General features: G+C 29.9%; 21 protein-coding genes. 7 read left to right on the forward strand and 14 right to left on the reverse strand.

The window, feature by feature from the left end; all coding sequences use genetic code 11:
* Nucleotides 1-87: 87 nt before the first annotated feature.
* From CLV86_RS02000 to CLV86_RS02015, 4 genes are all read left to right on the forward strand, one after another.
* On the forward strand, nucleotides 88-1,176 hold the full coding sequence (locus tag CLV86_RS02000) for a M42 family metallopeptidase (RefSeq protein WP_121049038.1): 1,089 nt from the start codon (nucleotides 88-90) through the stop codon (nucleotides 1,174-1,176).
* Nucleotides 1,177-1,267: 91 nt separating this feature from the next.
* The gene (locus CLV86_RS02005) at nucleotides 1,268-1,822 is read left to right on the forward strand and encodes an NUDIX hydrolase (protein ID WP_121049041.1); all 555 of its coding nucleotides are present in this window, start codon (nucleotides 1,268-1,270) and stop codon (nucleotides 1,820-1,822) included.
* A gap of 18 nt (nucleotides 1,823-1,840) precedes the next feature.
* Nucleotides 1,841-2,524: a PrsW family intramembrane metalloprotease gene (locus tag CLV86_RS02010; RefSeq protein WP_121049044.1), complete on the forward strand. Its 684-nt coding sequence runs from the start codon at nucleotides 1,841-1,843 to the stop codon at nucleotides 2,522-2,524.
* A 38-nt stretch (nucleotides 2,525-2,562) separates the two neighbouring features.
* Nucleotides 2,563-3,192, forward strand: a complete 630-nt coding sequence (locus CLV86_RS02015; RefSeq protein WP_121049047.1) for a hypothetical protein — start codon at nucleotides 2,563-2,565, stop codon at nucleotides 3,190-3,192.
* Between the two features lie 3 nt (nucleotides 3,193-3,195).
* Here the strand turns inward: CLV86_RS02015 and CLV86_RS02020 are convergent, their stop codons facing one another.
* From CLV86_RS02020 to CLV86_RS02040, 5 genes are all read right to left on the reverse strand, one after another.
* Nucleotides 3,196-3,819, reverse strand: a complete 624-nt coding sequence (locus CLV86_RS02020; protein ID WP_121049050.1) for a MarC family NAAT transporter — start codon at nucleotides 3,817-3,819, stop codon at nucleotides 3,196-3,198.
* A 112-nt stretch (nucleotides 3,820-3,931) separates the two neighbouring features.
* On the reverse strand, nucleotides 3,932-5,698 hold the full coding sequence (locus tag CLV86_RS02025) for an ABC transporter ATP-binding protein (RefSeq protein WP_121049053.1): 1,767 nt from the start codon (nucleotides 5,696-5,698) through the stop codon (nucleotides 3,932-3,934).
* Nucleotides 5,699-5,948: 250 nt separating this feature from the next.
* Nucleotides 5,949-8,528 (reverse strand): hypothetical protein, encoded by a 2,580-nt coding sequence (locus tag CLV86_RS02030; protein ID WP_121049056.1) that lies wholly within the window; start codon nucleotides 8,526-8,528, stop codon nucleotides 5,949-5,951.
* A 104-nt stretch (nucleotides 8,529-8,632) separates the two neighbouring features.
* Nucleotides 8,633-10,231, reverse strand: coding sequence for a helix-turn-helix transcriptional regulator (locus CLV86_RS02035; protein WP_121049059.1), 1,599 nt, complete (start codon nucleotides 10,229-10,231; stop codon nucleotides 8,633-8,635).
* Nucleotides 10,232-10,329: 98 nt separating this feature from the next.
* On the reverse strand, nucleotides 10,330-10,776 hold the full coding sequence (locus CLV86_RS02040) for a DinB family protein (RefSeq protein ID WP_121049062.1): 447 nt from the start codon (nucleotides 10,774-10,776) through the stop codon (nucleotides 10,330-10,332).
* Nucleotides 10,777-10,844: 68 nt separating this feature from the next.
* Here CLV86_RS02040 and CLV86_RS02045 point away from each other — a divergent pair, with 68 nt between their 5' ends.
* Entirely contained in the window at nucleotides 10,845-12,062 is a 1,218-nt protein-coding gene (locus CLV86_RS02045) for a multidrug effflux MFS transporter (protein WP_121049065.1), read from the forward strand.
* A gap of 69 nt (nucleotides 12,063-12,131) precedes the next feature.
* Entirely contained in the window at nucleotides 12,132-13,694 is a 1,563-nt protein-coding gene (locus tag CLV86_RS02050) for a protein adenylyltransferase SelO (protein WP_121049068.1), read from the forward strand.
* 91 nt (nucleotides 13,695-13,785) lie between these two features.
* Here the strand turns inward: CLV86_RS02050 and CLV86_RS02055 are convergent, their stop codons facing one another.
* The gene (locus tag CLV86_RS02055; RefSeq protein WP_076733063.1) at nucleotides 13,786-13,971 is read right to left on the reverse strand and encodes a CsbD family protein; all 186 of its coding nucleotides are present in this window, start codon (nucleotides 13,969-13,971) and stop codon (nucleotides 13,786-13,788) included.
* A 179-nt stretch (nucleotides 13,972-14,150) separates the two neighbouring features.
* Between CLV86_RS02055 and CLV86_RS02060 the strand changes: the two genes are divergently transcribed.
* Entirely contained in the window at nucleotides 14,151-15,458 is a 1,308-nt protein-coding gene (locus CLV86_RS02060) for a patatin-like phospholipase family protein (RefSeq protein ID WP_121049071.1), read from the forward strand.
* Here CLV86_RS02060 and CLV86_RS02065 read toward each other — a convergent pair.
* From CLV86_RS02065 to CLV86_RS02100, 8 genes are all read right to left on the reverse strand, one after another.
* Nucleotides 15,451-16,185, reverse strand: a complete 735-nt coding sequence (locus CLV86_RS02065) for an acyl-CoA desaturase (RefSeq protein WP_121049074.1) — start codon at nucleotides 16,183-16,185, stop codon at nucleotides 15,451-15,453. The two genes, CLV86_RS02060 and CLV86_RS02065, sit on opposite strands and share 8 nt — an antisense overlap.
* A gap of 60 nt (nucleotides 16,186-16,245) precedes the next feature.
* Nucleotides 16,246-16,818 carry a Crp/Fnr family transcriptional regulator gene (locus CLV86_RS02070; RefSeq protein ID WP_076733060.1) on the reverse strand — a complete coding sequence of 191 codons (573 nt, stop codon included), beginning with the start codon at nucleotides 16,816-16,818 and terminating at the stop codon, nucleotides 16,246-16,248.
* A 110-nt stretch (nucleotides 16,819-16,928) separates the two neighbouring features.
* Nucleotides 16,929-17,489, reverse strand: coding sequence for a YceI family protein (locus CLV86_RS02075; RefSeq protein WP_076733059.1), 561 nt, complete (start codon nucleotides 17,487-17,489; stop codon nucleotides 16,929-16,931).
* A 96-nt stretch (nucleotides 17,490-17,585) separates the two neighbouring features.
* Complete coding sequence (locus CLV86_RS02080) at nucleotides 17,586-18,170, reverse strand: Crp/Fnr family transcriptional regulator (protein WP_121049077.1); 585 nt, start codon at nucleotides 18,168-18,170, stop codon at nucleotides 17,586-17,588.
* Between the two features lie 98 nt (nucleotides 18,171-18,268).
* Nucleotides 18,269-19,978: a serine hydrolase gene (locus CLV86_RS02085; protein WP_121049080.1), complete on the reverse strand. Its 1,710-nt coding sequence runs from the start codon at nucleotides 19,976-19,978 to the stop codon at nucleotides 18,269-18,271.
* A 63-nt stretch (nucleotides 19,979-20,041) separates the two neighbouring features.
* A complete protein-coding gene (gene acs, locus CLV86_RS02090; RefSeq protein ID WP_121049083.1) occupies nucleotides 20,042-21,949 on the reverse strand; it encodes an acetate--CoA ligase in 1,908 nt (635 codons plus the stop codon).
* A 24-nt stretch (nucleotides 21,950-21,973) separates the two neighbouring features.
* A complete protein-coding gene (locus tag CLV86_RS02095; RefSeq protein WP_121049086.1) occupies nucleotides 21,974-22,339 on the reverse strand; it encodes a DUF779 domain-containing protein in 366 nt (121 codons plus the stop codon).
* Nucleotides 22,340-22,408: 69 nt separating this feature from the next.
* A complete protein-coding gene (locus CLV86_RS02100; RefSeq protein ID WP_121049089.1) occupies nucleotides 22,409-23,908 on the reverse strand; it encodes an aldehyde dehydrogenase family protein in 1,500 nt (499 codons plus the stop codon).
* Between the last annotated feature and the right edge of the window lie 143 nt (nucleotides 23,909-24,051).

Raw genomic sequence — 24,051 nt, forward strand, 5'->3', positions numbered from 1 at the left:
AAAATTTTGGTGTAAAATTAATAATTATACTCTTGTTAACTACCAATTAAATATGAATATTGTTATTTTAGTAAAAAATTAAAAATAATGGCAAAAAAAAGTATACTTAACAAAAAGTCTATGGACTTTTTAGAAAAATATTTAAACAACGCTTCACCTACTGGTTACGAATGGGATGGCCAAAAAATATGGATGGATTATCTAAAACCTTATGTAGATGAATTTATTACAGATACATACGGGACTGCTGTAGGTGTTATAAATCCTGATGCAAAATATAAAGTTGTAATAGAAGGACATGCAGACGAAATATCTTGGTATGTAAATTATATTAGTGAAAAAGGTCTTATTTCTGTTGTTAGAAATGGAGGTAGCGATCACCAAATAGCACCAAGTAAAGTTGTAAACATCCATACTAAAAAAGGCATTGTAAAAGGTGTTTTTGGGTGGCCTGCAATACACACAAGAAATAAAGCAAAAGAAGAAGCTCCAAAACCTAATAATATATTTATAGATTGTGGTTGTACTACTAAAGAAGAAGTTGAAGCTCTTGGAGTACATATTGGTTGCGTAATTACATATCCAGACGAGTTTCATATATTAAATAAAAACAACTTTGTTTGTCGTGCTTTAGATAATAGAATGGGTGGTTTTATGATAGCTGAAGTGGCTCGCTTATTAAAAGAGAATAAAAAGGAGTTACCATTTGGTCTTTATATTACCAATGCCGTACAAGAAGAAATTGGACTTCGTGGTGCACAAATGATTACAGATAGAATAAAACCTAATGTTGCAATAGTAACAGATGTAACGCATGATACCACTACTCCAATGATAGATCAAAAGGTACAAGGTGAAGTTGAAAACGGTAAAGGACCAGTTATTGCTTATGCTCCTGCTGTACAACAAAAACTAAGAGATTTAATTACAGATACTGCCGAAGAAAAAAATATACCTTTTCAACGTGCTGCCTGCTCTCGCGCCACAGGAACAGACACAGATGCTTTTGCTTATAGCAATGGCGGTGTTGCTTCTGCTTTAATTTCTTTACCATTACGTTATATGCATACAACGGTAGAAACAGTACATAAAGATGATGTAGAAAATGTAATTAAATTAATTTATGAAACATTATTAAAAATTGAAGATGGAGAAACGTTTTCATATTTTAAATAAAATTTAAAAATCACATTTTTACTAATATTATAGCAACGTAGCAATCTTTTGAATAAAAAATATCAATAGATTGCTACGTTTTTTTATAGCAATGAAAAAAGAAATATTAGATATTGTAACCAAATCTGGACAACCAACTAAAAAAACAGCATCAAAAAGCGAAGTTCATAGCAAAGGCCATTACCACAATACTGTACATATTTGGTTTTATACTAAAGAAGGAGAAATATTATTAGCACAACGCGCGGCTACAAAAGTAATTTGTCCTTTACTCTGGGATGTAAGTGTTGCTGGACATGTAGATGCTGGAGAAACATTAGAGCATGGAGCTATTAGAGAAATTCTAGAAGAAATTGGGCTAATTATTTCTGAATCTGAATTAGAAAAAATTGGTGTTTTTGAATGTTTTCAATCTTATCCTAATGGAATTATTGATAATGAATTTCACCATACATATATTGCAGAATTAAAAGTTGATGTATCTAAATTAAAACCTCAAGCAGAAGAAGTTGAAGATTTAAAACTAGTAAGTATTAAAGAGTTTAATAACTTATTAAACAACTCAACAACAAATAATCATTTTATAGCCAGTAATGCATCTTATTATTACAAAGTAGTTGAAACTATATTAAAAAGAATAACTTAATTTTTCTAAATTCGCTTTATGGAATTAATTATTTATGCGCTTGCTCCAGTAGCTGTAGTTATTTTATATATCTATTTAAAAGATAAATACGAAAAAGAACCTAAGCGCTTACTTTTAATTTCTTTTTTACTTGGTGCAATTGTTAGTATAATAATTACTACAATTTTGTATGGTGTTTTTGATTTAGCTTTACCATTAACAAACAGTTTAAGCGTTTGGCAGCAATTTGTACAAGCTTTTTTTGTTGTTGGTTTTTCTGAAGAATTAAGCAAATATCTCATTGTTTTACTTTTTGCACAAAGACATAAAGCTTTTAACGAACCTTTTGATGGTATTGTATATGCTGTAATGGTTTCTATGGGTTTTGCTGCAACCGAAAACATTTTTTACGTTATGGAAAGCGGACCGTCTACAGCTTTATTAAGAGCCTTCACCGCTATTCCAGCGCATGCTACTTTTGCCATCTTAATGGGTTACTTTATGGGTAAAGCAAAATTCTCTAGCAATAGAATAATATTAAACTTAACAGGACTTTGTTTAGCTATTTTATTTCACGGTGCCTACGATTTTTTCTTATTTATAGATTTTATACCTGGTATTTGGGTTGGTGCCTTTATATCGTTATTTATTGCACTTATTTTATCTCGAAAAGCCATTAAAAAACACCAAGAAATCTCTTATTTTAATATAGAAGAAGAATAATTTTGTATCTTTATTTTGCTTGATTTAAGATTATAATTTTGTTTAGAATTTTAAAATATTTACTATTATTAGTTTTAGTGCAATCTTGTGCTACTAAAAAATATGTAAATAAAAAGCAGTTAAAAGGTACTATTTCCAACCTTACAGAATCGAAGTATATTATTAAAAACAATAGTAAACAATTAGTTGAAAAAACAATAATACAACTAACAAAAAATGGACGCATTAAATATGCTGAAACAGCAGATGCAAACAATAATATCATTGAAACCGTAGAAAAGAAACTATTTTTTAATAAAAAATCATTTCCGGAAAAAGAAGCTCATTATTGCAAAACACGTTGGAAACCAAACCAACGAGAACGCATTAGTTGTTACACCCAAAAGCAGTATAAAGAAAATGAAATTATTGTACACTATAACAAAAATGGTACAATAGATAAAACAGTAGATAATTTCTCAGATTTTTCTACAAAAAAATATTATTACAATACTAAAACTAATAATTTAGAAACTATTTTAGTTACAAATAAAGATGGAGAAAAATTAAATGAAATTTCCTATAAATGCCTTAAAAAAGATACTGTTGGTAACTGCATAACACTAGAAAAAAGTTTTTCTAATTCAGTAAACAAAATGCTAATTTTAAGAGATTTTAATTACCAATAAATATTAAAGTGAAAAAATAGACATTACAGAAGCAATAATATACTCTACTCCTATTGCAATAACTATAAAACCAATAATTCTTGATAAAGCATTAATTCCTGAGGCTCCTAAAAACCGAACAATAAGATGTGCGCTTTTTAAAACAAGATAAATAGTTAATGCTGCCATTAACATAGCGCCAACAATAATGCAAATGTCTTTAATTAAATTAAATTCTTGATTATAAGTAATTAATAACGATATTGTTCCAGGTCCTGCCAGCATTGGTATAGCTAGAGGTGTTAAACTAATAGCTTCACGATTATGTATATCTTCTTGAACCTTCTTTCGTTTCATACCTTTATGTTCTCTAAACTTACCAGTAAGCAACGCAAAACCAGAAGAAGCAATAATCATACCTCCTGCTATTTTTAAAGCATTTAAACTTATACCAAAAAAGGATAAAATATACTTACCTGCAAAAAAGGATAACAACAATATTATAAGCACGTCTATTGCTGTCCAAAATGCAGTAACTGCACGCTCTTTTTTTGTGTGCTCTTGTGTTAATGCTACAAAAACAGGTACCGTTCCTAAAGGATTCATGATTGAAAATAATGCACCAAATGCAATAAAAAGTAACTCCATTGTTTTTTGCAGTAAAGTCACAATTTTTACCAATGCTTTAGGTTACCAATACTTTAAAAATCTTTTAATAAAAAGTAATCAATATAAAGCTAATGTTAAGCCTAATTGTATTCTATATTTTAGCTTGATATGTATATAAATCGAAGTAACGACCTTTTTTTGCAATTAAATCGTCGTGGTTACCACGCTCTGCAATTTTACCTGCTTCAATAACTAAAATCTGGTCTGCTTTACGAATAGTACTTAACCTGTGCGCAATTACAATTGTAGTTCTATTTTTAGTTAACTGTGCTAAACTTTTTTGAATTAAAGACTCACTCTCTGTATCTAAATTAGAAGTTGCTTCGTCTAAAATTATTATTTTAGGATTGGCTAAAATAGCTCTAGCAATAGCTATACGCTGCCTTTGTCCTCCAGATAATTTAACACCTCTTTCGCCAATTAAAGTTTCTAAACCATCATCAAAACGATCTGTAAATTCATTTACATATGCCGTTTGTACTGCTGCTTTTAATTGCTCCTCTGTAGCATCGGGTCTTGGAAACATAATGTTTTCGCGAATGGTTCCTTCAAACAAAAATTCGTCTTGTAAAACCACACCTAAATGTTGTCTAAAACTATTTAATTTTACTTTAGATAAATCTTCTCCATCAATAGTAATTTGTCCACTTTTGGGATTTAAAAATGTTGCCGATAAACCAGCAATAGTCGATTTTCCAGAACCAGAACTACCTACCAATGCAATTACAGAACCTGAAGCGGCTTTAAAATTAATGTTATGTAATATGGTTTTGTTTTCTTCATATTCAAAAGACACATTATTAAACTCTATTTCTCCTTTAAAATTTTGAAGTGTTATCGTTCGGTTTTCGTCATCTTCTTCGGCAGACATATTCATTAGTTCTTCGGTTCTATCTAAACCTGCTAATGCTTCGGTTAATTGACTTCCAATATTACTCATTTGTATTATTGGCGCAATCATAAATCCTAAAAGCAAAGTGAAAAACAAAAAGTCTCCAGTAGACATTTCTCCAATAATCATATAATAACCACCAATTCCCATTATTCCTGTAGTTGCCAGACCTATTAAAAAGGTTGAAGAACTCGTCATTAAAGCAGTTGCCGTTAAACTCTTTTTTACATTTTGGTAGAGCCTATCTACACCTTTTTCGAAAGCGGTATTTTCTTGATCTTCGGCATTAAAAGCCTTAATAACACGTACTCCTGCTAAAGTTTCTGTTAATCTGCCGGTAACTTCTGCATTAATTTTTCCTCTAGCTCTAAATATTGGTCTTATATATTTAAAAGCTTTTAATGCTATAATTCCAAAGATTGATAATGGAACAAAAACAAAAAGTGTCATCCATGGATTAATTCTTATTAAAAGAATTAGAGAAATAATTGCTGTAAATGTGCCACCTACTAATTGTACTAAACCAGTACCAATAAGGTTTCTAACGCCTTCAACATCTGTCATTATTCGTGAAACTAATGCGCCCGATTTTGTATTGTCGAAAAAACTTATTGGTAAAGACAGAACTTTCTTTTGCACTTGCGCTCGTAATTCGCTTATTAAATATTGTGCCTGAATACTTAATACTTTAGTTAGTAAAAATGAAGTTACAGCTTGTATTGTTATTGCAGCAATAACAATAGCTATTAATATCCATAATTTGCCTGTATCTCCACTTGGTACAACCTCATCTAATAAAACCTTACTTTGCCATGGCAAAATCAAACCAGATAGACTTTTTATAACTATTAATATTAAACCTAAAAAAACTAATTTTCTCCTTGGCCAAATTATAGTTACAAATGCTTGTTTTAAGGTTACTTTAGGTTTTGTTTGTTTATGGGAGGTTTTTTTTAAATGTTGCATAGTATAATAATCTCAAACAAAGATACATTTGTATACTCAATAGACTCCTGTGTATAAAATAATGTTTTGTTAATTTAATTATTTCTTGCAATATATCTCTATTTATAGAATTATATAATAAAAAGAGTCCCTTTCAGGACTCTTTTTAACTCAACATTTAGTTTACTTATTTAATAGATTAATTTTAGTAATAGCTTAGGCTATTTAAGCAAAAATTATTAATCAATTGGTTATTAAGTTTTGCTATTAATTAATATAAAATTTTGTTTATAGCTATAGAACCATCTGAAAGTAATGTTCTTATAAACAAAACACGTTGACTTTTAATTATAGATTTATCTTTAAATATTGTTGCATTTATTCCATCTTTTTGAAATATTATTTTTCCCAAAATATCATAAATTACAACCTTATTAATATTATGTAATGACGATTTAATTTGTAGTTGTTCATTTTCAACACTAGAAATAGTTACAACATTATTACTAATATTATTACTAATTTCTTCAATTCCTAAAGTTTCTGTATTAAGATCAGACTCCCAAACACCTCTACCATATGTTCCTGCTCTTAATTTATTGTTTGGATAAAAAATTTCTAAATCTCTTACAGCTGCATTTGGTAAATTAGTCATAAAAGGTTGCCATGAAGACAAATTATTGTTAATAATAAACACTCCAACATCTGCTCCAACATAAATCTCATCTGCAATACCTGCATTTCTAAAAACTAGTGTATTCATTGGTACATTAGGTAGTCCAGCAGATATATTAGTCCATGTTACTCCTCCATCTATAGTTTTAAATATTTTATTTGCACTATCATAACCAGAATATGTTACCCAAACTTTATTAGGATCTATATTTGAAACCGTTATACTAGAAAAGGCAACAGTTGTTGGCAATGAACCTGTAATATCTGTAAAAGATGTTCCAGAATTTGTTGATTTAGAAATTGCATCTATCTGAACTGTATAAATTACCGTAGGATCACTTGGAGAAACAACAAAATCTTTTATACTTCCTGTTCCTGATGACGTTCCTAATGCTGTCCAATTATCACCTTGGTTTGCTGATGTATATAAAGTTGGCGTACCTCCAGAATATAATCTTAAATGATTTACTGGATCCATTTTAAATGGACTATAAAAATCTATACCGCTAGGAAGCCCAGATGTAATTGGTGTGTTTGTTTCTGCAGGATATTCAATACGACTATAATTACCTTCTACATATTGTACATATATTATATTATCATTGGTATAGTCTATAAAACACTCGCCGCCATCACCTCCATTAATAGCATACCAATTATTTAAATTAGTATCATTTAATATTGTACCATTATCTTGTTCTCCTGCTACAATTCCAAAAGCATTATTACTAGATAATCCTAATTTAACAACTTGGCCTATAGCTAAATTTCCACTAATATCTGTCCATGTATCTCCATTATCAATTGAAATAAAAATACCTCCATCGTTACAAGAATACATTGTTGACGAACTACCAGGGTGATATAAAAGATCATGCACATCTGCATGAATTTCTCCTGAATCCCATACTGAAACATTTTCCCAAGTAGAACCACCATCAAAAGATCTCCAATGATTAACACCTCCAACAGTAATATTATTGGAGTCTGTTGGTGAAGCTACAATTGCTAAATCAAAAAAAGCTTGTCCTCCAGAATCTGAACCATCAAACTCATACCCTAATAAATTAGGTACTGTAGACATAGTTGTAAAATTATTTCCACTATCTATTGAACGATATGTTCCCATGTAAGATTGATCGCTGTCTTTACCTATAACAGCATAAACATAGGAGTCATTTCCAGGTGTTACAGCAAGAGCAATGCGAGAAATATTTGATGTTGGTAATCCATTAGTAATTTGTGTCCAATTTGCTCCAAAATCTGTAGATTTATAAAATTCTGTACCAGAGGCATAAACAGTACTGGCATTTAATAGTCCAGGTTTAAATTCCATATCCTTTAAAGATGGAAAAAAGCCACCAAAAGAGCTTATATTATATGTAGCCCAACCATCGGTTGTATAATATGCACCATAACTTGAAGCAACAATCATTTTTAAAGGATCGTTTGGATCTATTAACAATTTAGAAAGTTTTTCTTCATATGAAGCTGGATCGAAAACAAGTGATGTAGGATTCCATGTTATACCTCCATCTGTTGATTTTAAAATTCCTAAACTATTTCTATTTCCTTCAATATCACCTGTTGCTAAATACATTATTTGTGTGTTTGTAGGATCTATTGCTAAATCTGAACAACCAATAACTGTCAAAAAATCGGTATTAGTTGTCCAAGATAATCCACCATTTGTAGATTTCCATAAACCTCCATCCGGAGCACCAACATACATAGTATTTGCATCTATTGGATCAAAACGCACAAAATTTACACGTCCAGCTCCTGTACCTGTATATGGAGAAGGACCGTTTGCGGCTCCTATTGGCCCTAATTGCGTCCAATTACTTGTTACTGTTGTAGAAGATTTACTAAATGGATTAGCTCTTGCTATTTCCCATTTCATATAATTGTTATAGGTAGTAGTAGGTAATGACATATCTCCAGAAGGATAAACTCTTGGCGCCATAAAGTCTTCCCAACGTTTAAATGGCTTATAACCTTTTCCTCTTTCTGGTATTTTACCTTCCCAAAAATTATTAAAATTTTCTTGTACTTGATAAAAAGTTGCGCCTTTATTATTATTCATATTTGTCCAATCAATTTTTTGAGGAGAATTTGATTGAGAAAACAAAGAATTCGATAAAAGCAGTAATGCAATTAAGTAGATTTTTTTCATTTTTATAAGAATAAATTTTTTAAAATTATATCGACAAATATCCTTATATTCCGAAAAGCATAATGTTTTTAAGCTACTCATTCACTACGCATTTATAAAAAACGTTAGTTAAATTTAGTTTCTTTAAACATTTTATTGATATAATCTACAAGAGAAGCACTACTAGTAATAGCATCTATTTTTTTAGTAATTCTATACCTTTTACTTTCTACTGCTCTTATTGAGGTATTTAAAAAAACTGCAATTTCTTTATTTTTAAAACCAGTAAAAAGATAATAACAAATTATTTGTTCAGAAGAATTTAACTCTGGATGTAGAGCATTTATTTTTGAGAAAAAAGGAACATTTAAATCGTTAATTAATGCTAAATGACTTTCTCCTTTCGCCAAAATAGTTGAGGAGTTATGATGAATATTTTTATAAAGATCTTTTATTCTATTTTTTTGTTCTAAATCATTACTTAAAACTGCTATTTTTTTCACTTCTTTTTTAACTTCAGAAATATAATCCTCTAAACCATATAATTTAACTTGTAGTTTTTCATGATTCTTTTTTAAGAACACATATTCTTTATCTCGTTTATTAAACTCTTTAAATGATTGTTTTATTTTTTTATACCGAATAATTATAAATAGAATTAAAAAGAGTAAAATTATTAAAGCAATAATAAAAAGATACCTATTTAAACGTTTTTTGTTACTTTCTTTAAGTAAAAGGTTTTCAGAGTGTATTAACTCATTATTAATTTGAAGATTTGCATCTAAAACTTTAGATATTTGCAAAACTTCAAAATTTCGTAGCGAATCATTAAAAGTATTTCTGGCATCAATATTTTTAATACGATCATAATAATCAAAACTTAATCTAAAATATTTTCGAGTATCATAATCATTCATTGCGCCACGTAAGGACCCAAATTTTTGTAAATAAACTCCTAAAGAATCATTATTATTATTTTTTAAATAAAAACTTGCAATAGTGCCATACAATGTTACTTCATGCTTATTATATAGTGATTTTGGTATGGTTTTATTCTTTTTTAATTTTTTTAAACGATTAAAGTATTTGTGGGCATTATTTATATCTCCTAAATTAGTATAATTAGTGGTTAACATAAATAATGCATACATATGGTAATATGCATCGTCTTTAATACTTTTATAGTAATCTAAATCTTTAAATATTATGGCGTTGCTTTTTTTGTAATTTTCATTATTTAAAGCCATATAAGCAGGCATTTGTTTTACTTCAGCTAAACCATTTTTATTGTTTGAAAGCAAATAATATTTCTCTGCTTCTTTTAAATACCTTAATGCCAAAACAGAATCTTGTTTTACCAAATGAATATTATAAAAAAGCTCTAAACTACTCATTCCTGCAACATCATAATTTTCTTCAATTTTAGCATATTTTAATGCCTGCATAAAATTTTGAAATACAAGTGTTTGCTCATCGAAATCATCATTTATAATACCATTTAGCTGATAATATTCAGCCAATCGACCTTCAATATTTTTATCAACTGGTTTAGGAATGGAGTCTAAATATATTTTTGCTAATTTTTTGTTTTCATCTATATGATTAGCTGCAGAGTCAATAAATTTTACAAACTCAATTTTATTAGTTTGTGCAAGTAAGCTACTAAAAAAACTTAAGGAAAATAAGAGAGAAAAAAAAGCACCTTTTAAGTAGTTATTATACATTTTAAAACTTTATTTAAAAAAAGTGTAAATGTAAAAATAATAAGATGATTTTTCCTATTAAATAGTTGTATTGAAAAATAATTTACATGTATTTTTCTTTATAAATCTAGCAAGCTCCTGTGATAATTAATTTGCCCTAAATGATAACTTAAATGCATTGCTAAATGGATTAAAAAGAATTCAACAGTCATTGTATCTTCATGAGTACGACGTTTATATTCTTTATTTAAATCTTCAGTAGTCAATTTTTCTAAAGTAGCTTCTATTACTTGTTTAACGTTTTCAATTTGAAGCATTAAATCTATTTTCGAAACGTTTTTTAATGAGAATTCTAATTCACGCTGTCTCACATAGCCAGTGTTTCCTAATTCTGCTCCAATAAAATGATTAAGATTTCCTACAATATGCAAACATAAATTACCGGCACAATTGGGAGTCATTTCTGTTGTTAACCATAAATTAGTTTCATTTTTATAAAGATTTATTTCATTTTTTAATTTATTTAATTCTCTTTTATAAAGTTTAATTAAGGTATCTGTAAGCATTTATAATTTATATTAGTATTAACTTTTTTCCGAGTAAAAATAGTTAATATTTGGCGTACTTTTGCACGATGAAAGAAAACCAACCTGTAAAACTAAGTTTTGTTGCTTTAATGGCTTCTTTAATGGCTATAGTTGCCTTAGCTATTGATGCTATATTGCCTGCAATTTCTACAATTACTTCAGACATTAATAGTGTAGATGCAAATGATGGTAAACAATTAATTACCATGATATTTTTAGGACTAGGTTTTGGGCAACTAGTTTTTGGACCACTATCTGATAGTTTTGGAAGAAAGCCTATTGTTTACATTGGTTTTTCAATTTTTGTTATCGCTAGTTTAATTTGTGTTGTATCTCCATCCATGGAACTTATGATAATTGGTAGAGTTTTACAAGGTATTGGTTTAGCTGCACCAAGAACAATTGCTATTACAATAATTAGAGATACATATAAAGGCGATTTTATGGCAAAAATAATGTCTTTTATTACAACTATATTTATTCTTGTTCCTGTTGTAGCACCACTTATGGGCAAATTTATTTTAAATCATTATAATTGGTCTGGAATTTTTTATGTGCAATTAGTAATTGCCATTTTAGTTGGTTTTTGGTTTTGGAAAAAACAACCAGAAACCTTAAAACCGGAGCATAAAATAAAATTTAATAAACTTGTATTTATAAATGGTTTAAAAGAACTTTTAAAGCATAAAATATCTATAGGTTTTACTATTGTTTCTGGTTTTATTTCTGGCGCATTTATAGTATACTTAAGTGCTTCTCAAGTAATTTTTGAAAATCAATATGGGCTAATAGACGAATTCCCATACATATTTGCTGGTTTAGCCACAGGTGTTGGCTTAGCCACTTTTTTAAATGGTAATTTGGTTATGAAATTAGGGATGTGGCGATTATCTTTTATTGCCATATGCGTATTTAGTTTTAATGCTTTAATTTATGTTTTATTATTTTGGAATACTAATAATCCTTCGTTAGAAGTTTTACTTGTTTTTATGGCTATACAGTTTTTTACTATTGGTTTTATTTTTGGAAATATTAGAGCAATAACTATGGAGCCAATTGGACATATAGCTGGTATTGGTGCTGCAATAACTGGTTTTGTTTCTACAATAATGGCTGTACCAATAGCTAATTTTATTGGAAGTTTTGTTACCAATACAGCACTACCATTATTTCTTGGATTTACTGTTTTTGGAATGTTATCTCTTGCTATATTTATTTATATGAAACGCCTCTCTAAACGTGAGTTTATAAAACTTAATGCTTAATATTTTTAAAGTATATAATTAGTAAAAGCTATTATAAAAAATTTTGTATATTAAATAGAAAGTACCATAATGCAACTTCATATAAAAGACACTTTTAATAAAGAGTTACCAGCAGATCCTATTGTTGAAAATACAAGACGCCAGGTTAAAAATGCCTGTTATTCTTTTGTTACTCCTAAACACACAAAAAAACCTGAATTACTTCATGTCTCTCCAGAAATGTTAATGGAATTAGGTTTAACCCAAAAAGATGCAGAAAGTAACACTTTTTTAAACGTATTTACAGGCAATAGTGTGTTGCCAAATACAAAGCCTTATGCTATGTGTTATGGTGGACACCAATTTGGAAACTGGGCAGGACAATTAGGAGACGGTCGTGCCATTAATTTAGCCGAAGTTGAACACAATAATAAACTTTGGGCCATACAGTTAAAAGGTGCTGGCGAAACACCATATTCTAGAACAGCAGACGGTTTAGCTGTTTTACGCTCCTCTATTCGCGAGTATTTATGTAGCGAAGCCATGCATCATTTAGGAGTGCCAACTACAAGAGCTTTATCTTTAGCATTATCTGGAGATCAAGTGTTAAGAGATATGCTTTATAATGGTAATGCCGCTTTAGAAAAAGGTGCTATTGTATGCCGTGTTGCACCAAGTTTTTTACGTTTTGGTAATTATCAAATATTGGCAGCACAAGAGGATACTACAACTTTAAAAACACTAGTAGATTATACTATAAAACATCATTTTTCGCATTTAGGCGCACCATCAAAAAATACTTATTTACAGTTTTTTGAGAGTGTATTAAATAGTACTTTAAAAATGATTATACATTGGCAACGTGTAGGTTTTGTACATGGTGTTATGAATACAGATAACCTTTCTATTCTTGGTTTAACAATAGATTATGGTCCTTACGGCTGGTTAGAAGGTTACGATAACGATTGGACGCCAAACACAACCGATAGTCAATTTAAGCGCTATCGCTTTGGTGCACAATTAGATATTGGACATTGGAACTTATTTCAACTCGCAAACGCTTTATATCCTTTAATTGAAGAGGCCGATGGTCTAGAGTCAATTTTAAATTCTTATCCCCAAAAAGCTAAAGCTCAATACATTGCAATGATGCGAACTAAACTTGGTTTGTATACAGAAGATGATAAAGATGAAGAGCTTATTATTAACTTAGAGAAAAACCTACAGTTAACCGAAACAGATATGACTATTTTTTTTAGAAATCTTAGTCATTTCTCTACTAAGCATTCTCAAGATGGATTGAAAGTTATTAAAGATGCTTTTTATATACTAAGTGATGTAAACGATACTGTAAAAACAGAATGGAATACGTGGTTTAATAATTATGCTATACGTTTAAATAAAGAAACTATTTCTGCTAAAGAACGACAGCTTAAAATGAACCAAACAAACCCAAAATACGTATTACGTAATTATATGGCACAATTAGCAATAGACGATGCTAATAAAGGTGAGTATAAACTTATAGATGATTTATTTAATTTACTCAAAAAACCTTATGATGAGCAACCAGAAAACCAAAAATGGTTTGTAAAACGACCAGATTGGGCTAGATATAAAGTAGGTTGCTCTATGTTATCTTGCAGCTCTTAGCTTAAAATTTAAAAATTTTTAGAATATTTAAATAAAAAAAGCGTCCATAAATTTTAAAATTAGAGACGCTTTTGAAATTAAAAACTAGTTTCTACCAGTTATCAATTTCCTTTTTTAAATCTTCTTTAGTTTTACCATAGCGTTCTTGCATTTTTCCTGCAAGTTTATCCATGTTCCCTTCTGCTTCAGTGTACTCATCATCGGTGATTTTTCCATACTTCTTTTTAAATTCACCTTTTATTTGTTTCCACTTACCTTTAAATTGATCTTCGTTCATAATATTTTTGTTTTAATGTTAATAATATTAAATATAAGCCTTTAACTACAAGATATTTAGCACTTTAAAAAATGATTTTGACTTTAAAAAAATCAATATTTTGTTAAAATGGCTATCAATTTTTTGATTATTTTAGGATTTAATTAATTACAACGTTTCTGTAAACACAGAAAGCTCTTATGAAAAACAATCAAAAAATAGGATTAAGTCTTTCTGGCGGAGGCTATCGCGCGACTATTTACCACCTAGGCACGCTTAAAAAACTTAAAGAATTAAACATTCTTGATAAGGTTGATATTATTTCTACCAATTCTGGTGGCTCTATTACCGGAGCTACTTATGGTTTGTACGAGCATGATTTTGAAACTTTCGAAAATGTTATAAGAAAAGGTGTAAAACGTAGCGTTATAAAAGGCATTTTAACATCGTGGCGCTTTTTATTCTCTTTTTTAGGTTTAATGTGCTCCATTGCTGTTATAATATATCTAATTTACAGCAATCATTCATGGTTTGGTTTTGGTTTATTACTACTTTTAATAGTGCTTTTACTTTCGTTTCAGTTTAAAATATTTCCTTTTAGCAAACTTAACGAGCGTATGTATAATCGAATATTCTTTAATAATAAAACACTTTCTGCATTATCACCCAAAATTAGATTTGGCATTAATGCTACTAACTTAGAAACTGGACGTTTATTTACATTTTCTAATGCAAGTATGGGAGACTCGGTATACTCTTATCCAGACGACGAAGATAAAAGTGAGCCTATTGTTTTTAAAGCCAAAAAATTTCCTATTGCCAGAGCTGTTGCTGCCTCTACTTCTGTACCATTTGTTTTTACTCCTGTAAAAATTGATAAAGAATTTTTTAGTAATCCAGACGATTATACTCGTGTAAAACCAAGATTGGTTGACGGTGGTGTTTACGATAATCAAGGCGCACATAAACTTACACAAACCAAGAGTGCTTATGGTAGTCAAATTGTAATTATTAGCGATGCAGGAAATACTATGCCATTTAAAAATACTTATAAAAACACATTAACATTACTTATTAGAACTAGCGATGTGTTTATGAATAGGATTAAAAACTTACAAATGGTACAATATTTATACGAAAATTATACTACAGCTAAACGTGAGATTGCCTATCAATCCTTAGGCTGGAATATAGAAGATTCTATTCCTAAATTTTTAGATGGTGTAAAAGAAGGTATTATTTTACCACAAGTTTTAAAGCATCATAACATTACAGAGACCGATATCTCTAATAAAGATTGGTTAAACATAAGTAATAAAGTAAAAAAGAGTATTAATTATCAATCTATAGTAGCAAATGCTAATACTAAAGAACAATTAGAGATTGCAAGAAATGTAAGCACTAATCTTACGCCATTAAAAGATATAGAAATTGAAGCGTTAATAAACCATGCTTCTGTTTTAACCGAAATACAAGTAAAGTTGTATTGTGTGAGTTTGTTTAAATAGTTGTTTTTTTTAGCTTAATAATTTTAAGCTTATCTAAAACTACCATTATACAGTATGTAAAATCTATTTCATGCCATTTTACTCCAAAATTAGCACGACCACTATGTGTATGGTGGTTGTTATGATAACTTTCTCCCATCATTAAAAAATCGAATGGTAATAAATTTTTAGATGTATCTTTTACTTTAAAATTTGTATAACCATAAATATGTGCAAACCAATTTATTATTACACCGTGTATTGGCGCCATAAAAAATGCTACTGGCAATAATAACCATTGCCACCATGCTGTTGCAAATAGTGCAAAGAAAACAACGTATAGAGCCGCCCAAGTTAAACGAGATACTCTAGAGCTTGCAAAATTATCAAAACGCTTCCATTGTGGTACATTTTTAGTAAATTTATCTGCTACAGTAATACGTTTTTGATTTATATCTTGATAGATGTTTTTTGTACGCCACATCATAGAAAATAGATTAGGATCGTATTTTGGTGAGTGCGGATCGTTTTCTGTATCTGCATAAGCATGATGCATTCTATGCATTACACCATAACCATAAGCACTTAAATAGTTACTGCCTTGAAAAACCCAAGTTAATACAAAGCAAACGCGCTCTGTAACTTTAGACATTGTAAAAGTTTGATGAGCTGCATAACGGTGTAGAAAAAAAGTTTGAAAAAATAAACCTGTATACCACAGTATTATTATAAATATTAAAATTGCCATAGTCCTTGCTTTAATTTTGCAAAGGTCTATATACTTACTACCAATTAAAATGAACCTAAGTTAAGAAATACGTTTTCTAATTCTACTTAATGCTTGTGCAGTAACACCAATGTAGGAAGCTATATATTTTAAAGGAACTTCTTTTATAAGGTTAGGACGCTCTGTAAATAAATTGAGATAACGCTCTTCGGCTGTTTCATTTAAGAGAGATTGTTCTCTTTTAGATTTGATAAGAAATAACCGCTCTGAGGATAAACGACCAATAACATTTCCTGCAAAACTTTTGGTGTAAACCTCTTGCAAGTCGTTATAAGAAATACTCCACATGGAAATATCAGACAGTGCTTGTAATTTGTATAATGAAGGTTTTCTTGTTAAAAAAGAATCGTAAGCACTTACAAATTCGTTTTTAAAGCAAAAGCCAAAGGTTATGTCTTTATCTTTATCTTCTTTTGGTATTAAAAACCTAGCAATACCACTCTCAATAAAAGATATATAATTTTCTGTTTCGCCAACATCTAGAATTGTACTTTTCTTTTTAAAAACTCTATTCTTTAATTTTGACGAAAACAGTTGCCAGTCTTCATCTGAAATTGCTACCGTTTTTTCTATGTATTCTCTAATATTTATCATTCTAAATTATTACATACAAATAACGTTATTTTTTTATCTAAACTTTTAATTTTCTTGCATAAAAAAAGCGTCTTTATACCTAAGACGCTTTTAAAATTTAATAAATAAAATTAGAATTGTAAATCTGCTACCAAATCAAATTCATCATAAATAGCTTTATCTTTTAAACCATCAAAAAAGTTTGCCGAACCATATTTTACACCAAACTTTGTTCTGTCTATTTTTAATGTTGCAGTTGCTTTACTCCCATAAACAGAAATGTTTACTGTTACAGGATTTGTTTTATCTTTAATTGTTAAATCTCCTGTTACTACGTAAGAGTTCTTTCCTGTTAATTTAACGTTTGTAAAAACTAATTTTGCTGTTTTAAAATTGTTTACACCAAAGAAATCGTCAGATTTTAAATGTCCATCTAATTGGCCTTTATAATCTCCTTCTAAATCTGTGGTATTAATAGTTGTCATATCCATAACAAACTCTCCACCAGTTAAAACCTCATCTTTAAAATTTAAATTTCCAGATTGTAATGTTATTGTACCTTCATGAGACCCTGTTACTTTGTAACCTTTCCACACTACTTTACTGTCTGCAGTGTTAATAGTTTTGTTTTGTGCCATAATTGTTGTTGTAAATGTTGCAAATGTTATAATTGCTACTAAAATTTTGTTCATTTTTATATGTATTAATATTAATACAACAAAGGTCTTACAACAGTTGGATAGAAAAAATGACCTAGTTTATTAAATAATATTAAACTAGATTAACATTTAATGTTGGTTAGCTATTTGGCTTTTAATTTTACTTAAAAACTCCTTAGTTATACCAAGATAAGATGCCACCATATATTGCGGAATGCGCTGTTCTATTTCAGGATAACTTTGTTTAAAAACTAAATATCTTTGCTTTGCAGACATGCTAAAGTTTCTAACAATTCTTTTTTGTGAAGCAACATAGGCCTTTTCGATTATTATTCGAAATAAACGTTCTAACTTTGGTATTTTAGAATAGGCTTTTTCAATATTACTACGTGATATCTGAATTAATTCTGTATTTTCAATACATTGCACATTAAAATCTGAAGGTGCATGAGAAATAAAACTTCCCAAATCTGAAGCCCACCAATTTTCAACACCAAACATGATTATGTGCTCTTGACCTAAATCGTCCACATAAAACATTTTAACACAACCAGAAATAATAAAACAACTAGTATTGCAAATATCGCCTTGTTGTAAAATATATTGACCTTTTAAATATTTACGATACACTAATTTTGAAGCAAAATATAACTCTTCGTCTTCTGTTAATGTAACTATTTTATTAATGTAGGTTAATAGTGGTTGGATTTTCATTATAGTAATTTAATTACTAAACAAATATAAAAAAAGCCATTATAAGTAATGGCTCTAGTTTTTTAATACTTGTTTAAATATATGTTATAAGGCTACATTTATTCCACACGTTTACCAGGTATAGTTTGTCCATTTTGAAACAGAGTTAAACTATCTATCTTACCTTTATTATTTGCATTAAATTCTACCTTAGCTTCTACCACTTTTAGGTAAAACTTATTATAGTCTGATGGAAATAACTCAAATTGTGGTTGTCCTGTTGCCTGAGCAAATAATCTACCGTCTTTAGTTGTAATTTTAATACTAAAAGTTGGAGCTAACTGGTAATTACCTACATAACTTTCTAGCATTTCTTTTGAAACACTTACTTCTTTTAATGTTACACCTAATTCTTGTAATACTTTTTTAGCATTATCATTTCCTGGATTAAGTTCTAATGACTTTTTATAATTTTTAATAGCTAAGTCTTGATTTTCCATTTTTAAATAAGCTTCTCCTAAAGAATCGTATGGATTTGATTCTTTTGGAAAAACTTCAACATTAAGTTTAAAAAGCTCTAATGCAATTTCTGGTTTGTTGTTTTGTAAATATTTATAACCAAGTGTATTTAATTGCTCAACATCAAAATTATAAGCCGCTTCATTAGTATTCTTTTCATTTTTATAACTTGCTATAGCCTTTGTAATACCTTTATTTGTAATTTCTTTATCTAAAAATTGTGCAATGGAAGGCTTTATAGCTTTTAGCGGATAACTTGGCATCATTAATTTTATAGCAATAGCATCTACATTCTCATTGCTATTTGTTAATACTACAACTCCTTTTTTAGCTTCTTTGTCTAAGGCTGCCATTGCGCTATAGCCTCCTGTAGCTCCATTATGTATTAAAAACTTGCCACCTTCTATAAACCATCCTAAAGCCATTTCTACTTTTTGTTCTGGATTTTTGTATGCAGATTGATGTGCTAACGACATTGCATTATGCAACTTAGAATCTACATTATCACTATTAATATTAGCTTGAATATATTTTACCATATCGCTAACCGAAGAACGAATTCCTCCTGCTCCTCCAAGTGTAATAATATCCCAATTTGAAGTTTCAACAAGACCTGTATGACCTTTAGCTAATCGATTTTTCATAGCTTTTGTAAAAACTAATCTTGTATCGTTCATTTTTAATGGATTTGCAATATGCTCAATTACTAATTCTTCGTATGTTTTTCCACTTTGTAACTCTAAAATATGTCCTAGCAATCCCATACCAACATTAGAATAGTCTGTAACAGAACCAATATCTACTGTTAATTCATGATTAGATAGAAAACTATATAAATCTTTATAAGTATAATCTACATAAGGATTATTAGGGTCTGTTTGCATTAAATTACTTGGTAGTTTTGGTAACCCAGAGGTATGCGTTGCTAAATTTTTTAAAGTAATTTCTTTTCCGTTACGTGTTGGTGTTTTAACATCTTTTGGTAAATATTTTGAGATAGGATCTTCTAAATTCATTTCTCCACTATTTACTTTTAAAGCTAAAAGTGTTGTTGTAAATGTTTTTGAAATTGAACCTATTTCGAAAACAGTGTTCTCATTAATAGTTGTTCCGTTTTTTAAAGCGGTTTTTCCAAAGCTATAATACTCTACATCATCACCATCAATAAATCCAACCACAATACCAACATTAATTTGGTTATTTATTCTAGATTGAATGTATTCTTTTACTTCATTAGAAATTTTATCTTGTTGAGCATAAGTTGCAACACTTAACGTAATTAAGCTTATAAAAAGAACGATTTTTTTCATGAGAAATTATTATTGAAGGTTGGTTAATATGCTTATAAGACGCATAAATTTAAAAAAGTTACATTATAAAGCATTATCTATAATCTCTTGTACGCATTCTGGATTTAAAAGTGTACTAATATCTCCTAAATTACTGGTATCTTTTTCGGCTATTTTACGTAAAATACGACGCATAATTTTACCGCTTCTTGTTTTTGGTAATCCATTAGTAAATTGAATTTTATTTAATTTAGCTATAGGACCAACTCTATCTGAAATAAGCTGATTTATTTCTATTCGTAAATTATCATGGCTTCTACTTTCTCCAACATCTTTTAAAGTAATGTAACCGTATAAAGCACTTCCTTTTACATCATGTGGGAATCCTACAATTGCACTTTCTGAAACAGCTGGATGCTCGTTAATTGCATCTTCAATTGGAGCTGTACCTAAATTATGTCCAGAAACAATAATAACATCGTCTACTCTACCGGTAATTCTATAATAACCAACCTCGTCTCGTAATGCGCCATCTCCAGTAAAATATTTATTATTAAAGGCAGAGAAATAGGTTTCTTTATAACGCTGGTGGTTTCCCCAAATAGTACGTGCTATACTTGGCCATGGATATTTTATACATAAACGACCCTCTACTTGATTACCTTTTAATTCTTCTCCATTTTCATCCATTAAACATGGTTGAATACCTATAAATGGTAAAGTTGCATAGGTTGGTTTTGTAGGTGTAACATAAGGAATTGGTGTTATCATTATACCTCCTGTTTCGGTTTGCCACCACGAATCTATAATTGGGCTTTGTCCTTTTCCTATATTATCATTATACCAATGCCATGCTTCTTCATTAATTGGTTCGCCCACACTTCCTAAAACCTTAAGCGACGATAAATTGTATTTTTCTACCAATTCTACTCCTTGTTTTGCTAAAGCACGAATTGCTGTTGGCGCAGTATAAAATTGTGTAATTTTATGTTTTTCTACTATATCCCAAAAACGTCCAAAATCTGGATAACTTGGAACACCTTCAAACATTACAGTTGTTGCTCCATTTGCTAATGGTCCATAAACAATATAACTGTGTCCTGTAATCCAACCAATATCTGCTGTACACCAATACACATCGCCTTCTCTATATTGAAAAGCATTTTTAAACGTGTATGCCGTATAAACCATATAACCAGCGGTTGTATGTACCATACCTTTTGGTTTACCTGTAGAACCTGATGTATATAATATAAATAATGGATCTTCGGCATTCATAACTTCAGCCTTTAATTGATCTGAAGCTTTGTCTAATAAAGGTTGCAACCATTTATCGCGACCTTCTTTCATATTTATATTAGAATTAATTCGCTTAGCAACCAAAACAGTTTCTACATTGTCGCAACTTTCTAAAGCTTCGTCTACAATACCTTTTAAATCTATAGTTTTTGCGCCACGATAAGAACCGTCACTAGTAATTACCATTTTACAATCACTATCATTTATTCTGGTTGCTAATGCTGTTGCAGAAAATCCTGCAAATACTACGGAGTGTATTGCGCCTATTCTTGCACAAGCTAAAATGGAAATTGCTAATTCTGGAATCATTGGTACATAAATACAAACGCGATCACCTTTATTAACTCCTTGTTCCTTTAATACATTTGCAAATTTATTTACACGATGATATAATTGTCTATATGTAATATGCTCTGCTCCTTCTTCTGGGTTATTAGGCTCAAAAAGTATTGCTGTTTTATCTCCTCTTGTTGCTAAATGCCTGTCTATACAGTTTTCTGTAATGTTTAGTTTTGCACCTTCAAACCATTTAATTTTTGGTTTAGTAAAGTCCCATTCTAATACTTTATCCCATTTCTTTCGCCATAGAAAATGTTCTTCGGCTATTTCTTCCCAGAAATGTTCTGGTTCTCTAACCGATTTTCTATAAACTTGATAATATTCTTCTAAATGTTTTATGTGGTAATTACTCATTATATTAATATTTGCTACAGCAATTTAAGATTTCTTATTGGTATTTAAAAACGCTTCTTCTTCTTTAGTTAATAATCTAGAATGAATTAAAAAACGTAAGCCTAACGGAATTTCTAATGAGAAACTTGCTCCTCTACCTTCTGTAATATCTACCGTTAAATGTGTATGTTTCCAATACTCAAACTGGTCTTGATTCATATAAAAATTCACACCATTTATAGTCCCTAAAAGCACATCGCTTTCGTCTAGGTACATGTCGTCTTTTTCAAAAAGCATTGGTGCAGAACCATCACAACAACCACCACTTTGATGAAATATTAACTCGCCATGTTTTTGTTTTAATTGTTCTAAAATCTTTGATGCTTTATCTGTAATTGCTATTCTTTCCATAACTTAAATGTATTAAAAAAAGGCTGAATTATTTTAAACTCAGCCTTTAATGCTATTAATTAAAAACTTCTAAAAGAAGCCTAATTTATTTTTATTGTAAGAGATTAGCATGTTTTTAGTTTGACGATAGTAATTAAGCATCATCACATGGTTTTCTCTACCAAATCCAGATTTTTTATAACCACCAAATGGTGCGTGAGCAGGATAAGCATGATAACAATTTACCCAAACACGACCTGCTTTTATAGCTCTTGGTATTTGGTAAAGTTGGTGAGCATCACGTGTCCAAACTCCAGCTCCTAATCCGTACAGTGTATCGTTTGCAATTTCTATAGCTTCTGCTTCATCTTTAAACTTTGTAACACAAGCTACTGGACCAAAAATTTCTTCTTGAAAAACTCTCATTTTATTATGGCCTTCTAATAATGTTGGCTTAATGTAAAAACCGTTTGCCAAATTACCTTCAAGTTTATTAGCTTCTCCTCCTGTAAGCACCTTGGCACCTTCGTCTTTACCTATTTTAAAATAAGATTGGATTTTTTCATATTGATCGTTAGATGCTTGTGCTCCAACCATACAATTTTCATCATACGGATTTGACTGTACAATAGCATTTGTTCTTTCTATAACACGTTCCATAAAAGCATCGTAAATGTCTTCTTGCACTAAAATTCTAGATGGACATGTACAAACTTCTCCTTGATTAAAAGCAAATAAAACAGCGCCTTCTATGGCTTTATCTAAATATTCATCATCATGATCCATTACCGAGTTAAAAAACACGTTTGGTGATTTACCACCAAGTTCCATAGTAACAGGATTTAAGTTTTTAGATGCATATTGCATAATTAATTGTCCTGTTGTAGTTTCTCCAGTAAAAGCTACTTTATCAACACGAGAACTTGACGCTAAAGGTTTTCCGGCTTCAGGCCCAAAACCATGAACTATATTTACAACTCCTGGAGGAAAAACTTCTGCAATTTTTTCCATTAATAAAGTTGCTGATGATGGTGTTTGTTCTGCTGGTTTTAGCACAACGCAATTTCCTGTTACTAAAGCTGGAGGCAGTTTCCACGACAACATTAACAAAGGAAAATTCCACGGTATTATTTGCCCAACTACACCTAATGGTTCTTTAATATTCATAGAAAGTGTATGCTGGTCTAGCTCTGTCGCACTACCTTCTTCCGATCGAATACAAGCTGCAAAATAACGCCAATGGTCTATTGCTAAAGGAATATCGGCATTTAAAGTTTCACGAATTGGCTTACCATTATCACAGGTTTCTACAAGAGCAAATTCTTCAAGATTAGCTTCAATAATATCTGCTACTTTATTTAGTAAAGTTGCACGTTCTGTTGCAGATGTATTTCCCCAACTTTCTTTTGCTGCATTAGCAGCATCTAAAGCCAACTCTACATCTTCTTTTTGTGATCTTGGATATTTTGCTATTAAACTATTATCTACAGGAGACGTGTTTTCAAAATATTGACCTCCTAATGGATCTACAAATTTCCCATTAATAAAATTGCCGTATTTTTCTTTAAATTTTGGTTTTGAATAACTCATATAAATTTGTATTAAATTGCTAATTAGATAATATTTACACTTAAAAAATATATTATCTTTATTTTTGATAAAGTTATTTTATCATATCCTAATATTCTTGAACATATTTATTATATTATTGAACATATCTATTATTTCTTTAT

This window comes from Lacinutrix venerupis (assembly GCF_003663945.1).
Taxonomy (GTDB): domain Bacteria; phylum Bacteroidota; class Bacteroidia; order Flavobacteriales; family Flavobacteriaceae; genus Lacinutrix; species Lacinutrix venerupis.